Genomic DNA, 22,954 nt, shown 5'->3' with positions numbered 1-22,954 from the left:
TTCTCTCCCTGATAACTGTAAACTAGCAGCAAACCCCTAAGCTGCAAGCTTGCTCTATGGCTTATCGATACCGATGAAATCTGTTCTTTTGTTATCCGCTTATCGCAGTGACAGTCATGCTTATTGGAGCGATATGCTGCAACAAACGCTGGTGGCAGACTGGCGCTGTTATGAGCTGCCTGGTCGCTATTTTCGCTGGCGCATCCGTGGCAATCCTTTGTCTTGGCGACAGCCGTTGATGGAGCTTTTGCAGAGTTGGCAACCAGACCATATCTTGGCCACCAGCATGGTGGATTTGGCGACGCTGCGAGGGTTGGTACCGGCGTTGGCAACTGTGCCTGCCAGTTATTATTTTCACGAAAACCAATTTGCGTATCCGCTCAGTGCTCAGCAGCATGGGTCGGTAGATCCCATGATGGTGCAGCTGTACGGTGCGTTATCGGCTCAGCAGCTGTTGTTTAACTCACAGTACAACCGCGACAGCTTCTTTGCCGGCCTTGAAGCGTTATTGCAACGCTTGCCAGATCAGGTGCCCAAAGGAGTCGTGGCAGAGCTTCAGACGCGCAGTGCATGGTTACCTGTGCCAGTGAAACCTATCGTCGCTAACGCCGCTCAATCAAGAGCAGAGCACTCGGTGCCACTGCTGCTTTGGAATCATCGCTGGGAATATGACAAGCAACCGGAGCAGTTATTGCAGTTATTGCAGTTGTTACGTTCGCTCAGCCAGCCCGTTCGTTTGGCGTTATTAGGTGGCCGGCCGAATACAGTCCCCGATACCTTGCGCCACATACGGGCGGAGTTTGCAGATTGGATTGTGGTCGATGATTATCCGTCACGGGCAGAGTATGAAGCCTACCTGGCTCAAGCGGACGTGGTGTTCAGCAGCGCTCAGCATGAATTTCAGGGCATTTCAGTGCTCGAAGCGGTGAGTGCCGGGGCAAGGCCGCTGGTGCCTGACGATCTGTGTTATCGAGAGCAATACCCAGCAGCCAATCGTTATGCGCCGGGTGATATAAAAGCGGCGGCTGGTATGTTGGATAACTGGCAAAGTTTACCCCAGGTATCGGTGGCGCCATGGCTTGAGCCTCAAGCGTTGCAGCGCTGGCGACAGTGGTTGGCCCAGTTATGAGTTAATGGCGGCTTTGATAGTCGTACAGTGCTTCTAACACCTTGCCTAACGATTCGTCGATGATATCCAGTGCTTTGCTTTTGCTCTGCAACTGATCTGAGGTGCGATGGGCTAGGCTCATCAGTTTATGCTCTTGGTCATCATCCAGCCCCAAACTGAACAGCATGGATTCCAGCTCTTCCACCATGGCCAACACGTCTTGGTGAATGTTTTGTGTTTGCTGCCGCACTTCTTGACTTGCGTTGGTGATGGTTTCGTCGGTGAGTTGAATGATCTCTCCTAGCATGCGTTTACGCTGGGCGGCAAACATCTGCTCGGCTTCTAACAGCTGTACCTGGCCCGAGGCGATATCGGCCAAAATGGCCAAGTGATCTTTTAGCCGTCCATAGCGATTTTCATCGTGCAGCGGCATGTTTTTAATCAGTACCACCACCTGCGGGGTATGGATAATGGTGCGAATGCCGTGGTGGGTGATGCCCTTGTCAGAGTTGCGAAACTTATTCATCAGCTGCCCAGCCAGGTCACGTTTCTCGCAGCCAACCACAATCGGCTCAATTGTGTTTACTAAAACACAGGCATTGAGCTGAAAGGAGGCGGCACTGGCCAAAATGGCCGCTGCCAAGGATTCAACCGAGCGTATCTGCTGAGTCTGGCGTACAAATTCGATAATATTGCCCAGCTCTGAACTGTGGGTCATGGCCTCCATGGCGACCTGCATGGCCTGATCCGCTTGTTCTACGGCCTGTGAATGGTGCTCGGCATGATTCAATTCGGCGGCCACGGTATCCAGCAGGATTTGGCCATCAACGGGCTTGGTTATGTAACCATCAGCGCCGGCTTCAAACCCCTCGAGACGCTCTTGTACGGTATCCTTGGCACTGACAAAAACGATGGGGATGCGATGGGTGTTGGGTGATGATTTTAATGTGACACAAACGTCGTAGCCGGTTTTGCCGGGCATGACCACATCCAGCAGAATCAGATCGGGCTGTTGTGCCGCCACTTGCTCAAGACAAGCATCACCGCTATCGGCTTCTTCAACCTCGTACTGTGGCTCCAGAAGCTCTCTCAGTAGCATTCGATTGGCTTCGGTATCGTCAACCACCAGTATTCGTGCCATGGTATTCACTCCATCCTCAGCCTAATGGGCTAACGTCTTGATCATTGGATACACACCTGGTTTCTGCCCTGATCTTTGGCCTGATACAAAGCGTGATCTGCTCGTTTTAGCATAGTTGCTAATGTGTCTTCGTCGGTGATGGCAGTAGCGCCAATACTGACGGTGACTTTTACCTTGGCCGGCTCAAGTTCGGCAATGGCAAGCCGTAATTGTTCGGCTTTGGCCATAATTTGTGTCGCTGGACAAGGGTCCAGTATCACCAGAAACTCTTCTCCACCTAATCGTGCCACCATATCCTCAGTACGAAAAAAATCCTGCAAAAAATGTCCGAGTTCTTTTAATACCTGATCGCCTATTTGGTGGCCCAGATCGTCATTGATGCGTTTAAAGTAGTCGATATCCAACATCAAGGCCGCCATGTCATAGCCATGACGCTGACTGCGAGATAATCGTTGATCAATATGCTCCATTAGATAATGACGATTAAATAAGCCAGTTAGCTGATCACGCATGGCTAAATCGATTAATCGATCGTGCTGTTGCTTTAAGGTGACGTGGGTTTTTACCCGGGCTTTAACGATGGCAGGGCGGACGGGCTTGAATATGTAGTCAACGGCACCAATCTCTAATCCACGCTCTTCTGATTCTTGGCTGGTGTGACCAGAAACAAAAATAACCGGAATCGTTTTGGTATGCTCGTTGCTCTTTAATTGCTGGCAGACATCAAAGCCATTCATGTCCGGCATCTCTACATCTAATAAAATCAGGTCGGGTTGAAAACGACTGGCCAGTTCCAAACACTGGGTGCCATTGTTGGCCACTTTTAGTTGATACTCATCCCGCAAGCAGGCCGCCAGAGTTTGAATATTTTCAGCTGAGTCATCGACCAACAATACCGTGCTCATGGCCCGTATGCCTTGTTGGTGATGGGCGTTTGATGCTGGCGTGGCAAGTAGCAGCCCCCTGGCACTAGGCGGTTTCTGAAGATTCGAGTAACGCCTTAAGCCTAGCTTGTGCCGAGTCAGTATCAAGGTTGAGGATGTCTTTGCTGATATCAAACAGTTGCTGCGCGATTGGACCTTGGTTGGCCTGGCAGTCGAGCACGGGATACTCACTAATATCGATGTAGTTGGCCAGCTCCAGCTCTTTGTGCAGTTTGAGCAATTGTTCGCGCAGGCCGGTGGATAATTGGATATCCATGCTGTCGGTTGCAGCAGGAGTGCTGTCACTATCTGGGTCAATTGCACCCATAAAAGCGTCTGAGGCCTGTTGCAGTGATTGCCATAAAGCGTCTATATCCTTGCCATCAGGTGCTTTAGCGGCTTGCTCAAGCTCGCTGGCGGCCTGTTGCAATTGTGCTGCGCCTAAATTGCCGGCAGCGCCTTTTAGGGTATGAGACAAGGTGGCTAGCTCTGCCAATTGTTGTTGCTCTACTGCCTGCTGCATTTGTGTTAGGCGCTTGGGCTGTTCTCCTACAAATAAGGTGATCAGTTTTTTCAGCAGATTTTCATTGCCCATTAAACGCTTAAGCGCGTCATTTTTTTGCCAAACCGGCTGTTGGGCTTTGGCTGGCGTGGCGGTGGTGGGTGTCGATTGTTGTGGTTTTGCTTTAGCTGCAGGCGCGGGTTTATGGGCATAGCTCTGACCGAGCCAGTTTAATACCTTGTTTTGCAGTTCAGTGACATTAACTGGCTTGGATAAATAATCGTTCATGCCAGCATCCAAGCAGCTTTGTCGATCACCTTCCATGGCATTGGCTGTCATGGCAATGATTGGAACATCGCGATTGTTGTCACCGGCCTTGCCCTGGCGAATGCTGCGAGTGGTATCGTAGCCATCGAGTACGGGCATTTGGCAGTCCATTAATACCAGTTGTATCGGGTCGTCATCACAGCGATTCAGAATATCCAGCGCTTCTTGGCCATGGTTGGCAACACTGATGCGATACCCCAAAGCCCCCAGCAGCTCAGACGCGACCAGCTGGTTGACTTGATTGTCTTCAACCAACAGCAAATGCTGCCAACTGCCTTGGCCAATGGAGTTGTGCAATTGATGCTGATGCTTGCTGCTGTCTCCCAGCGCCCGTGCTAAATCCTGCTCAGTGGTGGGTATTGGGAACCACCAATCAATGCCCGCATGTTTGAGCGCTTCAGGTTCACTGTGAAAGCGCATGGGGGTCATCAATACCTGGCGTACGCCAAAGCGCTGCTTTAACTGAAGGCTGGCGACCTGACCAGAGGCATCTTCTTGCAACGCCAGTTCCGTGCTGATCAGCACGCAGTCGAATACTTGCTGTTCCAATAACTGGATGGCGTGTTTGATGTCCTTACAGGCACTGCTGCAAGCATTTAACCGTTTTAACATGGCGATGGTGGCGCGGTTTTGGCTCTCATGAGGGCTGATAATCAGCACGCTTTTTTGTGCTTGTTGGCCAAGTTCACGCGACCAGGCTTCTGGTGCCATCCAATGGGCTTTAAAGGTACTGCCTTGGCCAGGTTCGCTGTCGACCTCGATACCGCCATCCATCAAGGTCAGCAGTTGCTGCACGATTGCAAGCCCTAAGCCGGTGCCACCAAACTTACGGGTATTGGAGGCGTCAATTTGGCTAAAGGCTTCAAATAATGCTGCCTGATCGCTTGGCGCTATGCCAATGCCGGTATCGCGGACCTGTACATCGATGCGACAGGGTTGTTCATGGCTTTGGTGGGTCGCCAGTCGGACTTCGACTTCGCCTTCTTCGGTGAATTTAATCGCATTGCCTACTAGGTTGGTCAGCACCTGACGACAGCGGCCTTCATCGCCCATAATGTCGCGGCATTCGATGGCGGAGGTATCGAGTACGATTTCTAGGCCTTTGTCTTGAGCCAGTTGGGCTAGGCCTTCAACACAGTCGCTGGCCATGTCGACCAGATCAAAACGCTCGTTATGTATGGTGAGCTTTTGCGCCTCGATTTTTGAAAAGTCGAGAATGTCGTTAATCAGGTTAAGCAGTGCCTGGGCGCTGCTGCGCGCCAGGTTAATACGATGTTGCTGCTCTTCGGTTAATGGCGTATTGCGCAGCAGCTCCAACATGCCCAGTACACCGTTCATGGGCGTGCGAATCTCGTGACTCATAGATGCAAGGAACTGGCTCTTAGCGACCAAGGCAGCTTCGGCTTGCTGTCTGGCTTCCAGCAGGGCTTTTTGGTTGCGCTGCTGAGCGGTGATATCACGATAGTTCCATACTCGGCCAATGGCTCTATGATTCAGCAACATGGGCAGCGAAGAGCGCTCAAAAATGCGCCCATCGAGGCACTCAATGAGGTCAAAGGCGCCTTGTTCTGGGTTGGCGTACAGCTCCTGCATTTGCTGATCCACCCACTTGGTGTTGCGCAATTGCGGAACAATGAACTGCAACAGCCGTTGGTGGTTGACTGCTTTTATCTCCTCTGGCTGCAGTCGCCACATTTCGATAAAACGCTGATTCCAACGCACAATCTCACCTTCTATGGTGGTCACTAACACACCGTTATCGGTGGCCTCCATGCTGGCTTCGACCATGGATAAAGCCCGTTCGGAACGCTGCTGCTGAATACGTAAATCGGTGATGTCTAAGTTGGTGCCAATCACCCTAATGGGCTGGCCTTTGTCGTCATTAATCGTGTAAGCATTGGCTTTAATGTGTCGTAATCCATCGGGGTGACTGATAATGCGAAACTCGCTGGCAAAGGACGTGTGGTTTTCCAGGCAGGTTTTAAACTCTTCAGCAGCACGGTCACGATCGGCAGGATGCAAACGATCACGCCAATCGTTAACGCTGTGCTGGAATTCCTGCTCACTGATGCCATAGATATGGAACATACCTTCGTCCCAATCCAGCTGACCTGTGGTCAGGTCAAAGTCCCAGACGCCAAAGCCGGCTGCGTCACGGGCTAAAGACAAACGGTAGTTACTGTCTGCCAGCTGTTGCTCAGCGTATTTGCGTTCACTGATATCGAGATGGGTGCCTATCATACGCACCGGCTTGCCATCATCGTCCCATTCAACGACCTTGCCGGTATCGAGCACCCATATCCAATGGCCCTCTTTATGACGCATGCGGGCTTCACAGATGTATAGCTCGCTGTTTCCCTGCCAATGCTCGTTCAACAAGCGCTCTGACTCGGGCAGATCATCCGGGTGGGCCAGATTGAGCCAGGTGTTGATGTCGACCGGTTGCAGCTCATCCAATTGGTAGCCGACTATCTCTGCCCAACGATCATTAAATACCGTGGCTCCGGAGGGGATATGCCAGTCCCAAATACCGACGGCGGTGGATTTCAGCACTAAATCGTTGCGCTGTTTCTCCACCATGGTGTCGTTAACATCTTGGAATGAGCCGTATAAACGCACACATTGATCGCCATTAAACTCAGCCTGGCCACGCGCTTGTACCCACACTTCCTGACCGTCATGGGTAATGATTTGCAGGATTTCATTCCACGGCGTGCCATCTTTAATGGCGGTCTCAACGGCCACTTGAATACGCTCACGGCTGTGACCTGGCTTATAAAACTCAATACCTTCGTCTAGGCTGGGCTGAAAGTTGTCGGGTACACGATGAATCAGTCGCGTCATAGCCGACCAATACAGCTGGCCAGACGCAACGTCCAATTCCCAGCCACCGATGCGGGCTTGTTCACTGACTTGCTTCAACAATCGATCGTGACGCTGTAAGGTGATGCGTCCCTGGTCGCGACTGATTTCATTGCCGACCCATTGGGTGATCAGCTGCACCAGCTCCAAATCGGAATCGGTGAAGGGCCGCAACCGAGCGTCCGGACTGGAAAAATTGACGGTGCCATAACGCTGGCCTTGAACCAAAAGAGGACAGCCTAAATAAGCTTCCAGATGAAAGTTTTTATAGCAGGGGTGATCGGCGATTTCGCTGGCACCGGCGTGATGATACGCCTTAGGACTATTGGCGCTGAGGGTTAAGGAGCAATAGGTGTCACCGAGTTTAAAGGAATCGCCAATGCTAATTTGATGCTCAGGCACGTGCACGTAACGTACGGTATAAGTGTTGGCATTGATCTGGCTGACAATGCCGATGGGCAGTTCAAACATACGACAGCCAAGCTCGAGCATGGCATTGATGCGTTGGGTTAGCTCCAACGATGAATCGGACGTGATGTGGTGTAATTCGTTAAGCGTTTGTTGGGTGCGCTCTTGGCTGGTGATATCGGTGCAGACATACATGGTGCCCGCGTTGCGGCTTAATGGAATCACGGTGGCCTTGAGCCAGAAACTCTGGTGACGTCGGTCGTGGCCATGCACCACGCCATTCCATTTTTTACCTTGCTGGATCGCGCGTTCAATATGCCACTCTGTGGCGCCAAATGGCGACGGCGTAATATTGGCCAGCGGTTGATCGAGCAGTTCTTGCGGTGAATAACCGATGAGTTTGCAAAAATCCTGATTGGCATCACGGATCATGCCGTCACCATCCACAAACAACATGATGCAATGTTCGTTTAAAGCGGCTTTTTGGTCACTTAACGTGGCCAGATGACGGTGGGATTTCAACAGGCTGTCGCGGATCAGTTCGTCTTGCTGCTTATGCTCAATGGCGTTGGCATGCAGGGCTGCTTGCACCTGATCCAGCTCTTCGATACCGGTGCTGGCGAGATCGGCCGTGGCGACTTGGCGACTGGTGCTGATGTCACGTAATCGTTTGATAGGGGTGGATAAGTGGCGCGCCAATATGACCGCCGCCAGCACGGAAAACACCAGTGCCAGGAGCAAATACAACAGGGTATTTTGCAGCAAACGTGCGGTCGGCATGGCCAGCTGGCTGGCTGGCATTTCGGTTAATAAAAACCAGGCGTGGTCGCCGGCAATAATGGAACGTGTAATGCCGATGACGTCAACGCCATCAAACGACTGGTACTGATGCCAGCCTTCCGCTAAGGCTTGCTCGATGATGGTGCTGATTGATTGCGCATTATTGGGCTCGGATTCGAATGCTGGAAGGGGGGAGCGTAGCTGTCCGTCTTCGTTGATCAGAAGGCTACGCTGATGGCGGCCATCGGAGCGCAATAGACTGGTCAAACGACTGAAATCGAGTTGTAACGCCACTAACCCCGTATCTTGATCCAGCTCGGCGACATACCAGGTGGTGTATTTTAATTGTTCTCCGTCCATTTGCGGCGCAGTGTCGGCAAGATGATCAAGGCCATGATTGAAGACGGTTTCTACCGCGTGGCGCAATGACGGCGCCAGCGAGTCTGTGAGCACGTTTTTACCCAGTAACGGTGTGTCCTGGCTGGCAAACAGCACCGTACCGTCTTTGCCGATCAGTAATAAGTTATGAAACAGCTGATCATGTAAGGTCAGGGCGTTGGCGCGCTGTTGATAGGTTTGGTGGATGCGTTGCCACAACGGTGTGGCGATAAAGTCTTCGGCACTCAGATCACTTTTGGCCCAATGTTGCGCCAGTTGTTCAGTCAAGCTGCCTAAGCGTGCGCCGTGGGCATAGAGTTGCGCATCGGCCAGTCGCAGTGACAGCCAGTGCTGCAGTAAATCGGCTTGATGATCGGCCCTGGCTTCTAGTTGTGCACGGGCCTTCTCTTGCAATTGCTGGTGCGCCTGCCACAGGCTGACAAGGGCAACCAGCAGCATAGGGGTGAGCACTACCAGCAGCAAACGCCACAGAATAAAGCGTTGCAAACGGATGCCAGAAGGTGAGGTGTCCTTACCGGTTGGGTGCGACATTCATTACTGCCAGACAATAATGGGATATCTGACAAGACTAGCGCAGGCATCTGCGCCTGCCAGCTTTAGTTATTGGCTGGCGTGCCCGGTAAAAGGCTGTCTATGAAGGCCTCTGTATGATGACTAGCCAGCTGATCATTCGTTATCGTTTGATGTGCCCGACAAACGGCTATCTATGTAGGCCTCTGTTTGGAGACTATCCAACTGATCGTCCAGTTGTGGCTCTCGGTTGGCACGCAGTGCGACCCAGGCGGAGACGTCCTGCTGCCATTCTGGCATTGGTCGCAGCTCTGGGGCAGCCAACAGTTTGGCTTCGGTGCCCTTGTGGGCAAACACCAATAAATGACGAACGCGATAAGCGCGCATCGGTGGAATCTCTCTTGGCATGGGTACTCCTGCAGTTGAGCAGGCGTTATAGCAAACTGGCGTGACGGCGTACAGCCATCACGCCAGCCAAGGGTTAACGCGGTTGGCGTGGTTCAAACCAAGGATACAACACAGGCAACACGATCAGCGTCAACAGGGTGGAGCTGAGTAAGCCGCCGACGATCACCGTGGCCAGTGGCCGCTGGATTTCTGCCCCTATGCCCTGACTGAGCAACATAGGAATCAATCCCAATGCCGAGGTGAGCGCGGTCATTAATACTGGCCTTAGACGCGAGCTGGCCCCTGTGATGACGGCTTCACGTAGGGACTGCTGTTGGCGCTGCTGATTGATCTGCTCAACCATCACCACACCATTTAGCACTGCGACGCCAAACAGGGTAATAAAGCCGACTGAGCCTGGCACCGACAGGTACAAGCCACTGAGCCACAATGCCCAAATACCGCCCACCGCAGCGAGTGGGATATTCAGCAAAATCAACAGCGTTTGCTTTAAGTTGCCAAAGGCAAAAAACAGCAGTAATGCAATCAACCCCAGAGCTAATGGCACCACCAATAACAGTCGCTGTTGAGCGCGTTGCTGGCTTTCAAATTGACCGCCAATATCGACCGAATAACCTGGCGGCAAATCGATTTGCTCAGCAATACTGCGCTGAATATCGGCGACGACATTGCCCATATCACGACCTTCGACATTGGCCTGAATCACCACCCGGCGCTGAACATCGTCGCGGCGAATCTGTGGCGGTCCAGATTCAATACTGACGTCGGCTACATCCCCCAATCGTAACCAGGCGCCGGTCGGGCTTTTTAATTGCAGTTGGGCAATGGCGACTGGGTCTTGGCGGGCTGCGGCTTGCAGGCGTACATAAATGTCGTAGCGTTCATTGCCTTGAATAATTTGCCCGGCACTGCTTCCGCCTAGGCCATCTCGAACCACTTGCATGACATCGGCCACCGCCATGCCATAGCGCGATAGCGCCATACGATTGGGGCGAATTACCAACTGTTGCTCACCGGCAATGGGCTCTAGGGCAACGTCGCGGGTGCCATCAATGGTGCCGACCAGCTCGGCCAGCTGCTCACCATATTGCTGCAGTTGATCCAATTGAGGGCCAAACAACTTGATGGCCAGCTGGGCTTTGACGCCCGATAACAGCTCATCCACCCGGGTCGCAATGGGTTGAGAGAAGTTGAACAGCAAGCCCGGGTGCTGCTCCAAGCGCTGCTGGAATATCTGTTGCAGCTGCTGGCGGTTGTCGGCGCTTTGCCAGTCTTTGACCGGTTTTAATCCGATGTAGATTTCAATATTACTGACCGGCTCTGGATCGCCGCCAACTTCAGCGCGCCCGACCCGTGACATGGCGTAGGTCACTTCTGGGAATGCCAGCAACATAGCTTCCAGCTTGGGTGCTACCGCCAGGGCGGTGTCCAAACTGGCAGATGGCGCTACGGTGACGCGCAAGTTGATGGTGCCTTCTTCCAGCTCTGGCACAAACTCAGTTCCCAAACGCGGCGCCAGCAGTGCGGCACTGAGCAATAGGCCGATCGCCAACGAAATCACTAGCACGGGCTTTTGCATGGCACGCTCTAGCAGGGATTGGTAGCCTTGCTGCCAACGTTCGATCAAGGGATTGCGGCGGCTAGTGATGGGCGCTTGAAAGGCAAATGCAGCCAGAGCCGGAATCAGCACCAACGCGGTAAACAATGCTGCTATTAAGGCCAATAGAATGCTAACCGCCATCGGCTGAAATAACTTGGCCTCTACGCCTTCGAAGGTAAACAGCGGTAAAAACACCACCAAAATAATGCTGCTCGCAAAAAACACTGGCCTTGCCACCTGCTGACAGGCCTGAGAAATGGCATGGCGGCGATCGCTGATGGCGCCTTGCTGCAATTTGCGGGTCAAGTTTTCGACCATCACCACAGCACCGTCGACCAGCATGCCAATGGCGACGGCCAAGCCACCCAATGACATCAGATTGGCTGACATGCCCAGCAGTGACATCACCAACAGTGCCAAGCCAATCGATACCGGAATCGACAGCAATACCAGCAAGGTAGCGCGTACATTCATCAAGAAAAACGCCAGCACCACCACAATCAGCACAAAGGCGATCAGCAATGCATCAACGACGGTTTTGACGGCCTGGGAAATGAGCCCAGACTGATCATAAAACGGCTGCAGTGTGACACCGTCGGGCAGGGCTTGTTGAATACGCGGCAGGCGTTCTTTAATGGCATCAATGGTGGCTTTGGTATTGGCCCCCATGCGCTTTAACACAATGCCGGAGACCACTTCGCCCAGCGGTTGCACTGAGCCATCAGGGTGGCGTTGACTCATGGTGACGGCGCCTTGGCGAATTTCACCACCAAATTCTACTGTGGCGATATCGGCCAGCGTCACTGTGGTACCGTCTACGCTTTTCACCGCCAGCTGAGCCAGGCTTTGCAGCCCTTGCTCACCGCCCGGCAGCCAACCCATGCCACGAATCACCAATTGTTCTTGGCCTCTAGGCAGAAACCAGCCGCCGACATTGAGGTTGTTGTCGGCAATGGCCTGCTGCACTTGCTGCTGGCTGATGTCGTAGGCCAGTAAGCGTTCAGGAATCAGATTGACCTGATACTGGCGCACTTCACCGCCAAAGGATAAGACATCTGTCACGCCTTCGGCCGGCATTAACAGCAGCTTCACCAGCCAATCATTTAAGCTGCGAAGGGCCATCACGTCGTAGCCTGAATCCGGCTCGGCGATCAGTAAATACTGGAAAATTTGCCCCAGGCCTGAGGTATTGGGCCCCATTTCTGGAATACCCACACCTTTTGGAATCAGTTCTCTGGCAGCCTGCAGGCGCTCAAATACCAGTTGGCGGGCAAAATAGACGTCGGTGCCTTCCTTAAACACCACAGTCACGCCCGATAATCCGGTTTTCGACACCGAGCGTACTTGCTCAACGTCGGGCAGAGCGTACATCACGGCTTCAATGGGGTAGCTGATGAGCTGTTCGACTTCCTCCGCGGCAAGTCCAGGTGCTTCGGTATTGATGCTGACCTGAACGTTGGTGACGTCGGGAAACGCGTCGAGATTGAGCCGCGGAATATAAAGTGCCGACAGTGCCATGAGGGCCACCAGCAGCATCAGCAGCAACAAGCGCTGGCGAATGGCCAGGGCAATTAACGAATTTAACATGCAGCCGTGCTCCTAGTGGTTGTGCGGATCAAAGCCATCTTTGGCAAATTGTGAGGCGACAAAAAACGCCCCCTGGATGACCACCTGATCACCGTCATTGACGCCGCTGATTTGCTGCAAATCGCCAAAGCGTGGACCCAACTCCACGGCTTGTGGCTTTAATGTACCGTCGGTGGATTGCACGAATACCTGCCACTGACCGTCATCGGTCGGCATCAAGGCTTGCTGCGGTACCGCGACCACTGGTGGGCTTAAAAACTCCAGTCGGACATTGGCGAACATGCCGGGGTGCAGCAAATGCTGTGGGTTGTCGATACGCAGACGTACTCGGCGGGTGCGGGTGCGGGCGTCAATGGTGTGAGAGTCCTGGCCGGGCGTGGCTTGCAGCTGCAGTCCGGCGACTTCGACGGTTAAGCGTTCAGCGTTACTGAGCAGGCGTTTTTCCGTTGCCGGCAAATGCGCTTCGACCCACAACTGTTGCTCATTGGCGATGCGCATCAGTTGCGTGCCCGCACTGACATGCTGACCTTGCTCAAAATTGTCATTTAATACTGTGCCAGCGACCTGAGCACGCAGCTGATATTGCCCCAGCGCTGGCATGTTTGGCTGCTGCAATCGTGAGATGTCGTCGGCGTTTAAGCCAAACGCCTGCAATCGCGCGCGACTGCGCTCATAGTCCGAGCGCGCACTGACATAGCGCTGATCACCGACCACCGTCTGTCCTAACGACTGGACTCGTTGCCATTCCGACCAGGCCGAGCGGTAATTGGCCTGACCTTCGGCAACGTCAGCGCTGAATAGGGTTAACAGCGGCTGAAATTGCTGCACGCTATCGCCTAATGCGACATGACGACTGACAATTTGCGAGTCCGTAGTTGGACTGACAATAAAGGTTTGATAAGCATCGGCGACCAGTTCTGCGGGGGCATTTAACACCTGCCGCTGAGGCTGGCGGTTAACGGTGCTGACCTCTATTTGCGCCAGCTGGCGCTGCTGGTTGCTGAGTTCAATGCCTTCTTCTTCGTCATGATCATGGCCGTGTTCGCCTGAACTGGCATGCTCATCGTGCTCATCGTGCTCATCGTGCTCATCGTGCTCAGCGTGTTCAGCGTGTTCAGCGTGTTCAGCGTGTTCATCGTGCTCAGCGTGTTCAGCGTGCTCAGCGTGTTCAGCGTGTTCAGCGTTGCCGTCATGCCGATGGTCTGTCTCGGCCTCGCTGCTGCTGGCGGGCATGGCGGTTAATAGCAACGTCAGGGCGGTGCAAGGAAGAGTTTTAAAAAACAGATTATTCATAGCGAGACTCCAGAGCAGAAGAGGGCCATTGGCCGCTGGTGAGCCACAAATCCAGTGCGGCCAAACGGGTTTTACGTTGCAATTCGATCGCGGCAGCCTCGCTGGCGGCCAGCTGATTCAGGCTGCGTAGATAATCGGCAATGCTCAGGTCGCCTTGCTGCCAACGCTGTTTCAGCAGTTGCTCGCTGCGCTGCAAGCGCTTGGGGCTGTGTTGTTGCCATTGCGCCCATTGGGCTTGATAGCTTTGCCACAGCTGTTGCTGTTGTTGCAGCTGTTGCTGCCATTGGCGGCGTTGCTCGCGATACCGGGCTTCCATAGCCAGAGTCTGCTGTTGCAGGGATTGCTGTTCGTAGCGGTAGTCATTGCGCACCGTGAGCGGCACTGACAGGTTGATGCCTGCCACGGTTTGCTGCTCATCCTTGCCAGCATTTAGGCCAATGGTGGGGCGAGCACGACGATCCCGGGCCGTGGCTTCTGTGCTGGCCTGTTGCGCTTGCCAAGAAGCTTTGGCCAGCGCGACTAGGGGGTGCTGATCCGCGCTGTTGGCAGCATTGAGTGGCAAGGATTGCCAGGTATCCGCTGGTGCGGCGGGTATCTTACCTAGCCAATTACGGCGTTCGCTGCTTTGCACGATCAGCTCGGCTTTGGCATCGGCCAGTGCCAGCTGTTGTTCGGATAGGGACAAAAAGGCCAGTTCAGCATCCAGTTGGCCTACGTCGCCTTGTTGCTGGCGCTGCTCTAACAAGGCCAGCAATTGTTGCAAGCGTTGCTGTTGCAGGCTGGCCAGTTGTTGGTGTTGTTGCGCGGCTTGCCAGTTGGTTTCGCTGCGCAGTGCTTGGGCCAGCATTTGCAGCCTTGACCAACGCGTTTGCTGTGCCATGGCTTGGCTGTTGAGAGTGGCTTGTTGGGCCGTTGCTTCACCGCTGTCCCACCAGTCAATTTCTTGGCTGAGGCCGAGGCGATAAGATACTTGCTGGTCGGTTTTTTCCCATTGTGCATCCAGCGATGGATTAAAGCGCGCTAATTGCGCCTGTTGCTGCTGCAGCTGACTGCTATTTTGCTGGGCGGTTTGCGCCTGCCACTGGGGCAGCTGTTGCAGTTGTCGCTGGACTTGCTGCCACCATTGCTCGCTGCTGGTGTCGGCCCACAGCGTTACTGGCGCCATAAGGCTGGCAGCCATCAATGCCGCCTGGCATCGATATCGTAAAAAGACGGATAACATGAATGTCTCCACACAGGTTTAAACACAAAAACATGGTTGCCGCGCCACAAGTGCGCGCAGTCTGGCTGTGTTGGCTGGAGATAAACTGGGCGAGCTAAAACCGCGTAGCCGCCAGCAACTTGGCCACGGCGTTTTACCGCTGGCTGATGGCTGTGACGACAGAAAACGTCTCTATTGAACGATCACCATGCCCAATGTTCAGGCATTGGCTGTCCGCAGCTTGTAATGAGCGCAGATCAGGCGATCAGTATTCAACGTTTAGCGGCAAGCCGGTTGCTTATCAGCAGCCGGCTAGCGGTTTGGAGGGGGCAATAACGGCGGGGCTCTGAGCCCAATGGGGTCGGTATTGGCGGCGATGGCCGGTAAGCTGATCGGCCGGGGGGCGTCAGTAAAAGAACACAGCGCCATCGGTGCCAGCAAATGCACATGCAGGTGTATTTCGCTGTTGCCGTCGTGCTGGTGCAGCTCATCCGCGGTTGAATCCGTGACCAAGCTGAGCAAGTCAGCAATGGCCTGTTCACCATGCAAGTGCGGGGTTTCGCGTCCATCATGCGGGTTATGAGACAGATGCACAGACGCCGCCACGGTGTTAAACACCGTGTGCTGAATCAGCAATGTCAGAATCAATAACAAGCGCATGGGAACAAACATTTGGTTCTAAAGAATGCCATTTAAATCACACCCGCGTAGAAACACAAGGCTTTCGACATTTCTTTAATCAGATTTAAACGGCAGTCGCAGCCTTGCTTGCTGCAGATACTGTTGCACCTGTTGTGCTTCTTCCAAAGCAAATGCCTCCACCGCTTGATGAAATTGCGGATGCCTGAGCCAGTGCGCGCTGTAGGTTAGGGTGGGCTCAAAGCCACGGCTTATTTTGTGCTCACCCTGGGTGCCGGGATCAAAACGCTGCAATGCCTGTTCAATGCAAAACTCGATACCTTGGTAGTAGCAGGCTTCAAAGTGCAAACCGTCGACCCCTTGCAGGCAACCCCAGTAGCGTCCGTAAAGGGTGTTCTGATCAAAGAAGTACAGCGCATAAGCGACGGGCTGCTGTCCTTGCTGAGCTTTCACCAGCAGCATTTGATCGCTCAGGCTAATGCGTAACTGTTGGAAAAACGCCTCATTTAAATAGCCACTGGATTGGCGTTTGAGGTAGGTCAGCTGGTAGCAGCGATAAAACTCACTGATATCATCGGCACTGATATCACTGCCCGTTAAGCGGCTGAGTTGAATATGCTGTTTAACTCTGTGGCGCTCTTTCAGTACGTTTTTGCGTTTGCTGCTGCGAAAGCTCTGCAAAAAATGCTCAAAGCTTTGGTAGTGGCGGTTATGCCAATGAAACTGGCAGCCAAGCCTGATATGAGCGTGGGTGTCGGCAAATAAGGGTTGCAATTGTGCCTCAAAAAAATTGAGATGCCAGCCAGATAACTGATATTGCTGGCACAGCTCTGTTAGTACCTGGGTGGCAAGGGTCAGTTGTTGCTGACTTGGCGTTGCAGGGGTGAGAATGCGTGGCCCGGTGGCGGGGGTGAAGGGTGCACCACACAAAAGCTTGGGGTAATAGCCAATACCGTGCTGGTGATAGGCATCCGCCCAGCTCCAATCAAACACGTATTCGCCATAGCTATGCTGCTTGATAAAGGTCAGCAAGGCAAAGGGCTCAGCGCCATCGACCAATACATAAAGAGGGTCCCAGCCGCTGTCATCGCCTATACAGCCGCTGTCTTCCAGGGCCGCCAAAAAGCGCTGGCTGATAAACGGATAGGCGCTGCCTATGCGCTGTTGCCAGTCCGTGGCATCTACCTGATGGATGCTGGTAAAAATACGAAAAAGTGCCATCTTTCAGTGATTTATACGCGCTTCGGCCCTATCATGGGTCGGGATATGAATTTGGAGTAAGCATTATGTTCCGTCTGCATGAACGTCTACAAGCGGATACCGCCTGGATTGGCCGTTTGCCGCTCAGTCAGGTACTGCTGATGAACGACGCCCGTTACCCATGGGTGATTTTGGTGCCGGTGCGCACCGACGTATTTGAAATTTATCATTTGTCTGAGCAGGATCGTATTCAGCTGGCCAAAGAGTCGGCACTAGTGGCAGAAAAGTTGGCTGACCACTTTGCCGCCCGCTCGATGAATATTGCCACGTTAGGCAATGTCGTGCCGCAATTGCACCTGCACCATGTGGTGCGCAAAGAAGGTGACCCAGCCTGGCCTGCACCGGTATGGGGCCACAGCGAGCCAGAGGCATACACGCCAGAGATGTTAGAGCAGCGTGTGGGTGAGTTGAAGAGCCTGTTGGGTTCACATTTAGTCGAAGATGTCGCTGCTGCAGATGAAGCGGCCAACAACGTTTACTGGTAAGCGCATCGTTTAGCAACGGGTCAAATTGAAGGGGGTGATATGCGGGTTTTGCGTCGTTATATGCACAATGCACTGCGCAACTTTAACTATTTGCTGGCCTGTGAGCACAGTCAGCAAGCCATTGCCCTCGACCCGTTGGACGGAGAAGCCATGGTGGCGTTGGCCCAGCAGCATGGGCTGACGATCAAGCTCATCATCAACACCCATGAGCATCATGATCATATTGAAGGCAACCCTGCGGTGCAGGCAGCGACCGGGGCGCCCATTTGGGCCCATGAAAACGCCCGCATTTCGAATCAGGCCCATGGCATTAAGGCCGGTGATTGGATCGAGTTAGGCAGTATGCGCCTGCAGGCATTGCATACGCCGGGTCATACGCCGGTGCATGTGTGTTTATTGGCGCCGGCCAGTGAATACGATGAGGTACCGCTGCTGTTTTCTGGCGACACCTTATTCAACGCCTGTGCTGGCAACTGTAAAAATGGCGGCAATGTTGACGATCTGTACGACAGTTTTGTGGCTCAACTGATGCCTCTGCCAGATGAAACCTTGCTTTATCCCGGTCATGATTACATAAAAAACAATCTGGGTTTTGCGCTGGATCGCGAGCCAGGAAATGCCATGGCGGCGTATTGGCAAGATCAGCTGGCGGCAGTTGGTGAAGACGATATGCCGGTGATGACCTTAGGCCAGGAACGTGAGTACAACCCGTTTTTACGTTTGCATGCTGATGCCATGCGCCAGCGACTGCGCGAGCGCTTTCCTGATTTAGGCGACAGTGATCGAGATGTGTTTAAAGCGTTACGCCACCTTCGTGATCACTGGTAGCTGTCTCTTCACTTTTTGGGGCAGGCGTTGGCAGGCGACTCGATAGGGTGGAGGCTAAAGAACGTGCCCACAGCCGATAGCCATCGGCGTTGGGATGATAGCCATCCGTTGCCATCCATTTTGGCTCTAGGGCCATTTCAAACGATTGATACAGCCAGCCTTGTTGCTGACTTAACTGTTGTAACACCTGATCGAGCTGCCAGGCTCTAACGCCTAAAAACCAGTTTAATGGTCGTGGTAATGCCGGAAACCTCTGCATCGGCGGCACCTGGGTGACCAGCACGGTGTGGCAATCAATGGCTTGCGACAGTTGTTTTAAATGCTGGCGCCAGTGACGGCGGCGTGTCAGTTCGGTGGTGTCGTTGACGCCTAGGGTGATGATCAATACATCGCAGCGGATTTGACCGGCGGGAAGATGTTGCAATAGTTGCTTCGCAGTCAGGCCATTGGCTGACAGGGTCTGCCATTGCACGCAATAGTCTTTATCTAGCTGGCGCGACAGTTGCGCCGTTAGCCCTTGTTCTATGTCATCGATACCAACGCCGGCGACGGTGCTTTCACCAATGTGCAGTAGCCTCAGGGGTTCGCCAGTGCCGCTTTGACCTTGGCAATTACCGCCCGCGGCGGCTAAGCGCGGCGTCAGTTTGCGTGTACGTTTTCCTTGCCAGAGAATCAGTGGCAATAACGGCAGCATCAGCAGCTGGCTGAGACGAAGCCACAATGCGGTCATAGCAGTGTCCTTATTCTCGGTATCAGCTCTTTTTCAAACCAGGGATGGCGCTTTAACCACAATTGATTGCGTGGTGAAGGGTGAGGCAATGGCACAATCGACGGTAATACCGCTTGGCTGTGCAGCGCTTGCAAACGTGCGGTTAGCGTCTTGTGGGAGTCGTTCAGGTAATAGCGCTGGGCATACTGGCCAATCAGCAGGGTCAGTTGAATATTGGGCAAGTGTTGCAAAATTGCCTGATGCCAGGTCGCTGCACACTCGGGTTTGGGCGGCAAATCGCCTTGTTTGCCTTTGCCGGGATAACAAAAGCCCATCGGAACAATGGCAAATCGTGTTGGGTCGTAAAAGGTTTTTTCATCGACGTCTAGCCACTGACGCAATCGCTGACCGCTGGCATCGTTCCATGGAATGCCTGATTCATGAACTTTTCTGCCCGGTGCCTGGCCAATAATTAAAATGCGCGCTTCAGCGGCAGCCACGACCACAGGTCTGGGTTCAAGGTGATCTTTGCATAGGGTGCATTGGCGAACGTCATGCAACAGGGTTGCTAATGGCGGGTTCATGTCGCTAGAAAAACGAGTAGAGGGCGGGGCGCAGAAATAAGCAAAAAATGCGCTGGCTGGGCCAGCGCAGTCTGGCTTACATCGCCATGTCTTTGAGTTTTTTCAGCGGTGTCACTTTAACCTTGGTTGATGCAGGTTTGGCTGCCACATCCATCGTTTCGCCTGGGCGGAAAGGATTTGGCACACCTTTGCGGGCTTTTTGAGCGGGCTTTTTAACGGTTTTGATTTTCAACAAGCCTGGCAGGGTGAATTCACCAACGGCACGTTTTTTAACGTGACGTTCGATGACTAAGCCCAGCTCGTCGAGTACTGCAGCCACTTCTTTGCGGGTCAGGCCGGTATTATCGGCAATCTCGTTCAGTAGTTGTGTCTTGGTAAACTTTTCGCGCACAGCAGTGACTTTGCGAGTAGTCATGGGTACATCCTTATTATTCGGGAAGTAAACGGCGGTTTTGCCTTGGGTCAGATAGTTTTTAGCCAAACTCGAGGTTGAGAGCAAGCCCTGATTGCGTACAGATGATAAGGAATAGTCAAAGTCGTTGCGATTGATCGTTCAGATGTGCAATTGGGCTGTCAGGAATTGCCTTTCTTCCGCTATAATGCTGGGCTTTTGTCGGTCGACCTGCTGTTTGCACGGGTTTTCAGCCACTTATGGCCACCGACAAGGCATAACTCACAGCTTTTATAGGGATGCGGGACCAACCATGCGCACGCACTATTGTGGTGATATCAACGAAACCTTGATTGACCAAACCGTCACATTCTGTGGCTGGGTTCATCGTCGCCGTGACCACGGTGGCGTTATTTTCCTCGACGTTCGCGATCGCGAAGGTCTGGTTCAGGTGGTATTCGACCCAGATACGGTCGATGCCTTTAATACCGCCGATAGCGTGCGCTCTGAATTTGTGATTCAGATTACCGGTCGTGTGCGTGGTCGCCCGGAAGGCACCACTAATGACAATATGAAAACCGGCAAGATCGAAGTGCTGGGTAAAGAGATTAATGTCATTAACAAAGCGGCCACCCCGCCTTTCCCTCTGGACGGTTACACCGACGTGGGCGAAGAGATTCGTCTGAAATATCGCTACATGGATATGCGTCGTCCGGAGATGCAAGAAAAGCTGCGTTTCCGCTCAAAAGTGACCTCCCATGTGCGTCGTTATCTGGAAGACAACGGCTTTTTGGACATCGAAACGCCGATTCTGACCCGTGCCACGCCGGAAGGTGCACGTGATTACCTGGTGCCAAGCCGTACTCACGAAGGCTCGTTTTTTGCGCTGCCGCAATCACCACAGCTGTTTAAGCAGCTGCTGATGGTGTCTGGTTTTGACCGTTATTATCAGATCGCTAAGTGCTTCCGTGACGAAGACCTGCGCGCCGACCGTCAGCCTGAATTTACCCAAATCGATATCGAAGCGTCGTTTATCGATGAAGAGCAAATCATGGCACTGACCCAGGGCATGATCAGCGAAATCTTCGAAAAAGAACTGAATGTACAGTTGGGTGAATTCCCACGCATGCCGTACTCGGAAGCGATGCAAAAATACGGCTCAGATAAGCCTGATTTGCGTATTCCGCTGCAGTTAGTGGATGTGGCTGAGTTCCTGCAAGACATCGAATTTAAAGTGTTTGCCGGCCCTGCCAAAGATCCAAAAGGTCGCGTCGCTGCGCTGCGCGTACCTGGTGGTGCTGAAATCAGCCGTAAGCAAATCGATGACTACACCAAGTTTGTGGGCATTTACGGCGCCAAAGGTTTGGCCTGGATTAAGGTCAACGAGATTGAAAAAGGCGTTGAAGGTCTGCAATCGCCAATCATTAAGTTCATTGGTGATGACAACACCATGAGCATCATGAACAAGCTGGGTGCAGAAAACGGCGACATCATCTTCTTTGGTGCCGATAAAGAAGTGATTGTGAACGAAGCGCTGGGCGCGCTGCGTTGCAAGCTAGGTGAAGATCTGAATCTGTACACCTGCGACTGGGCGCCTCTGTGGGTGGTCGACTTCCCAATGTTTGAAGAGACCAAAGACGGTGGCATTACTGCCATTCACCACCCATTTACGGCACCAAGCTGCTTACCAGAGGAGCTGAAAGCCGAGCCAACCACAGCGCTGTCACGTGCCTACGATATGGTACTGAACGGCTGTGAGCTGGGCGGTGGTTCGATTCGTATTCACGAGCAGTCAATGCAAGAAACGGTATTTGACGTCCTCGGTATCAGCGAGGAAGAGCAGCAAGAGAAGTTCGGCTTCCTGCTCGATGCCCTGAAATACGGCGCTCCTGTTCACGGTGGATTGGCCTTTGGCTTAGACCGTCTGGTGATGTTGCTGACTGGCGCTAACTCGATTCGTGAAGTCATTGCCTTCCCGAAAACTCAGTCGGCGGCCTGTGTGATGACTGAAGCGCCAGGCCAGGTAGGCAATGCCCAATTGCGTGAGTTGCATATCAAACTGCGTGAAAAGCCGAAAGCCGAGTCATAAGGCTAGGCCAAATAGGCTAATAAAAACGGGAGCTTAGGCTCCCGTTTTTTGTGGGAATTGCTTCTTTATTACACCTTGTGAAAGGCTGTGGGGAGAAAGATTACTTGACGTTGTTCTGAGCAAGGGGAGTGTAGGATGAATGAGGATCAGTTTTATCCGTTGTGGCTGTATCAGAAGCTTGTGGAGGACGACCTTCCTTGGGGAAATAAGTCGTCATATGACCTCAACGGTTTTTTAAGTAAGTACACGCTTCATGATTCTTATTGGGTCGGTTTGTTCCATCATGTCGCATTTGATAAATCGGCGACGCTAGCTTTTCAATGGGATTCGGTGTGGCTTCCAGATGAGGTTACTAAAGGTAGCTCCCATGTTGATGACTGGCCGTTTCTATTTATAAAAATTAACCAGCTTGATGAAGTAAGCACTGCTAACTTTATTGAGCTTGATAGGGTTAATCGCGCTATTGGGGACGTTGAGGTGCTTGAGATTGAAGGGTCGATGCACTTAGCGGTAGATGATGTGTACGGTGGGCAAGTGAATCTAGTTTTTAACGGAGAACATTCCATCCTTGCTATGAATCCGGATGGATCGGTTTTAAGTATCTGAGGATTTCGTGGTTGGAATGATCTTTTGGCATAACAACTTACCGTCCTGGTTTTCCGTTTGAGTGAAGTCATTGAAAGATGAATAGGGATGGCATATCTCGCTAAGAGCTTTTTATTATTTTCAATTCTCTCGTTATTTCTCAAAGTATTTATAGAACGTTTGTTTAGCAGAATCCTTTATAGCAGAGGCTATTTTGACATTACATTCTAGGCCTTTGTTTTTTATAGGTTTATCGGAAAACCGGCGAACTTAGCTAACACCTAAAATTCCATCCTGTTGTATCTCTCGCCACTTTTAATCTGTTTTTGTTCTAT

General features: G+C 52.7%; 17 protein-coding genes. 5 read left to right on the top strand and 12 right to left on the bottom strand.

What is annotated here, in order from left to right:
- The first annotated feature begins 73 nt into the window (after window positions 1–73).
- Window positions 74–1,129, top strand: a complete 1,056-nt coding sequence (locus AC55FS_RS13030) for a tRNA-queuosine alpha-mannosyltransferase domain-containing protein (RefSeq protein ID WP_496932688.1) — start codon at window positions 74–76, stop codon at window positions 1,127–1,129.
- 1 nt (window position 1,130) lies between these two features.
- Here the strand turns inward: AC55FS_RS13030 and AC55FS_RS13025 are convergent, their stop codons facing one another.
- The 9 genes from AC55FS_RS13025 to AC55FS_RS12985 form a co-directional block, all read right to left on the bottom strand.
- Entirely contained in the window at window positions 1,131–2,249 is a 1,119-nt protein-coding gene (locus tag AC55FS_RS13025) for a response regulator (RefSeq protein ID WP_496932687.1), read from the bottom strand.
- A gap of 41 nt (window positions 2,250–2,290) precedes the next feature.
- Entirely contained in the window at window positions 2,291–3,154 is an 864-nt protein-coding gene (locus AC55FS_RS13020) for a diguanylate cyclase (protein WP_496932686.1), read from the bottom strand.
- A gap of 64 nt (window positions 3,155–3,218) precedes the next feature.
- The gene (locus AC55FS_RS13015) at window positions 3,219–8,981 is read right to left on the bottom strand and encodes a PAS domain-containing protein (RefSeq protein ID WP_496932685.1); all 5,763 of its coding nucleotides are present in this window, start codon (window positions 8,979–8,981) and stop codon (window positions 3,219–3,221) included.
- Window positions 8,982–9,116: 135 nt separating this feature from the next.
- The gene (locus AC55FS_RS13010) at window positions 9,117–9,368 is read right to left on the bottom strand and encodes a hypothetical protein (protein WP_496932684.1); all 252 of its coding nucleotides are present in this window, start codon (window positions 9,366–9,368) and stop codon (window positions 9,117–9,119) included.
- 73 nt (window positions 9,369–9,441) lie between these two features.
- Window positions 9,442–12,555 (bottom strand): efflux RND transporter permease subunit, encoded by a 3,114-nt coding sequence (locus tag AC55FS_RS13005; RefSeq protein ID WP_496932683.1) that lies wholly within the window; start codon window positions 12,553–12,555, stop codon window positions 9,442–9,444.
- Between the two features lie 12 nt (window positions 12,556–12,567).
- Window positions 12,568–13,848, bottom strand: coding sequence for an efflux RND transporter periplasmic adaptor subunit (locus tag AC55FS_RS13000; protein WP_496932682.1), 1,281 nt, complete (start codon window positions 13,846–13,848; stop codon window positions 12,568–12,570).
- On the bottom strand, window positions 13,841–15,070 hold the full coding sequence (locus AC55FS_RS12995; RefSeq protein WP_496932681.1) for a TolC family protein: 1,230 nt from the start codon (window positions 15,068–15,070) through the stop codon (window positions 13,841–13,843). The genes AC55FS_RS13000 and AC55FS_RS12995 overlap by 8 nt, the downstream gene beginning before the upstream one ends.
- 291 nt (window positions 15,071–15,361) lie before the next feature.
- A complete protein-coding gene (locus AC55FS_RS12990) occupies window positions 15,362–15,709 on the bottom strand; it encodes a hypothetical protein (RefSeq protein ID WP_496932680.1) in 348 nt (115 codons plus the stop codon).
- Window positions 15,710–15,784: 75 nt separating this feature from the next.
- On the bottom strand, window positions 15,785–16,909 hold the full coding sequence (locus AC55FS_RS12985; protein ID WP_496932679.1) for a GNAT family N-acetyltransferase: 1,125 nt from the start codon (window positions 16,907–16,909) through the stop codon (window positions 15,785–15,787).
- A 65-nt stretch (window positions 16,910–16,974) separates the two neighbouring features.
- On the opposite strand from AC55FS_RS12985, the gene AC55FS_RS12980 reads away from it, so the two are divergent.
- Together AC55FS_RS12980 and AC55FS_RS12975 are read left to right on the top strand one after the other, a co-directional pair.
- The gene (locus AC55FS_RS12980) at window positions 16,975–17,433 is read left to right on the top strand and encodes an HIT domain-containing protein (protein ID WP_496932678.1); all 459 of its coding nucleotides are present in this window, start codon (window positions 16,975–16,977) and stop codon (window positions 17,431–17,433) included.
- A 39-nt stretch (window positions 17,434–17,472) separates the two neighbouring features.
- On the top strand, window positions 17,473–18,261 hold the full coding sequence (locus tag AC55FS_RS12975) for a hydroxyacylglutathione hydrolase (protein WP_496932677.1): 789 nt from the start codon (window positions 17,473–17,475) through the stop codon (window positions 18,259–18,261).
- On the opposite strand, the gene AC55FS_RS12970 is transcribed toward AC55FS_RS12975, so the two are convergent.
- From AC55FS_RS12970 to AC55FS_RS12960, 3 genes are all read right to left on the bottom strand, one after another.
- Complete coding sequence (locus AC55FS_RS12970) at window positions 18,227–18,991, bottom strand: SGNH/GDSL hydrolase family protein (RefSeq protein WP_496932676.1); 765 nt, start codon at window positions 18,989–18,991, stop codon at window positions 18,227–18,229. The two genes, AC55FS_RS12975 and AC55FS_RS12970, sit on opposite strands and share 35 nt — an antisense overlap.
- Complete coding sequence (locus tag AC55FS_RS12965) at window positions 18,988–19,554, bottom strand: uracil-DNA glycosylase family protein (protein WP_496932675.1); 567 nt, start codon at window positions 19,552–19,554, stop codon at window positions 18,988–18,990. The genes AC55FS_RS12970 and AC55FS_RS12965 overlap by 4 nt, the downstream gene beginning before the upstream one ends.
- Before the next feature lie 76 nt (window positions 19,555–19,630).
- Window positions 19,631–19,969, bottom strand: a complete 339-nt coding sequence (locus AC55FS_RS12960) for an HU family DNA-binding protein (protein WP_496932674.1) — start codon at window positions 19,967–19,969, stop codon at window positions 19,631–19,633.
- A 289-nt stretch (window positions 19,970–20,258) separates the two neighbouring features.
- Here AC55FS_RS12960 and aspS point away from each other — a divergent pair, with 289 nt between their 5' ends.
- The gene (aspS, locus tag AC55FS_RS12955) at window positions 20,259–22,034 is read left to right on the top strand and encodes an aspartate--tRNA ligase (RefSeq protein ID WP_496932673.1); all 1,776 of its coding nucleotides are present in this window, start codon (window positions 20,259–20,261) and stop codon (window positions 22,032–22,034) included.
- Between the two features lie 135 nt (window positions 22,035–22,169).
- Entirely contained in the window at window positions 22,170–22,640 is a 471-nt protein-coding gene (locus AC55FS_RS12950) for a hypothetical protein (RefSeq protein ID WP_496932672.1), read from the top strand.
- The last annotated feature ends 314 nt before the right edge of the window (window positions 22,641–22,954 follow it).

Source organism: Bacterioplanes sp. CLAM21, assembly GCF_059641015.1.
This window is presented reverse-complemented; position numbering and strand designations above follow the sequence as displayed.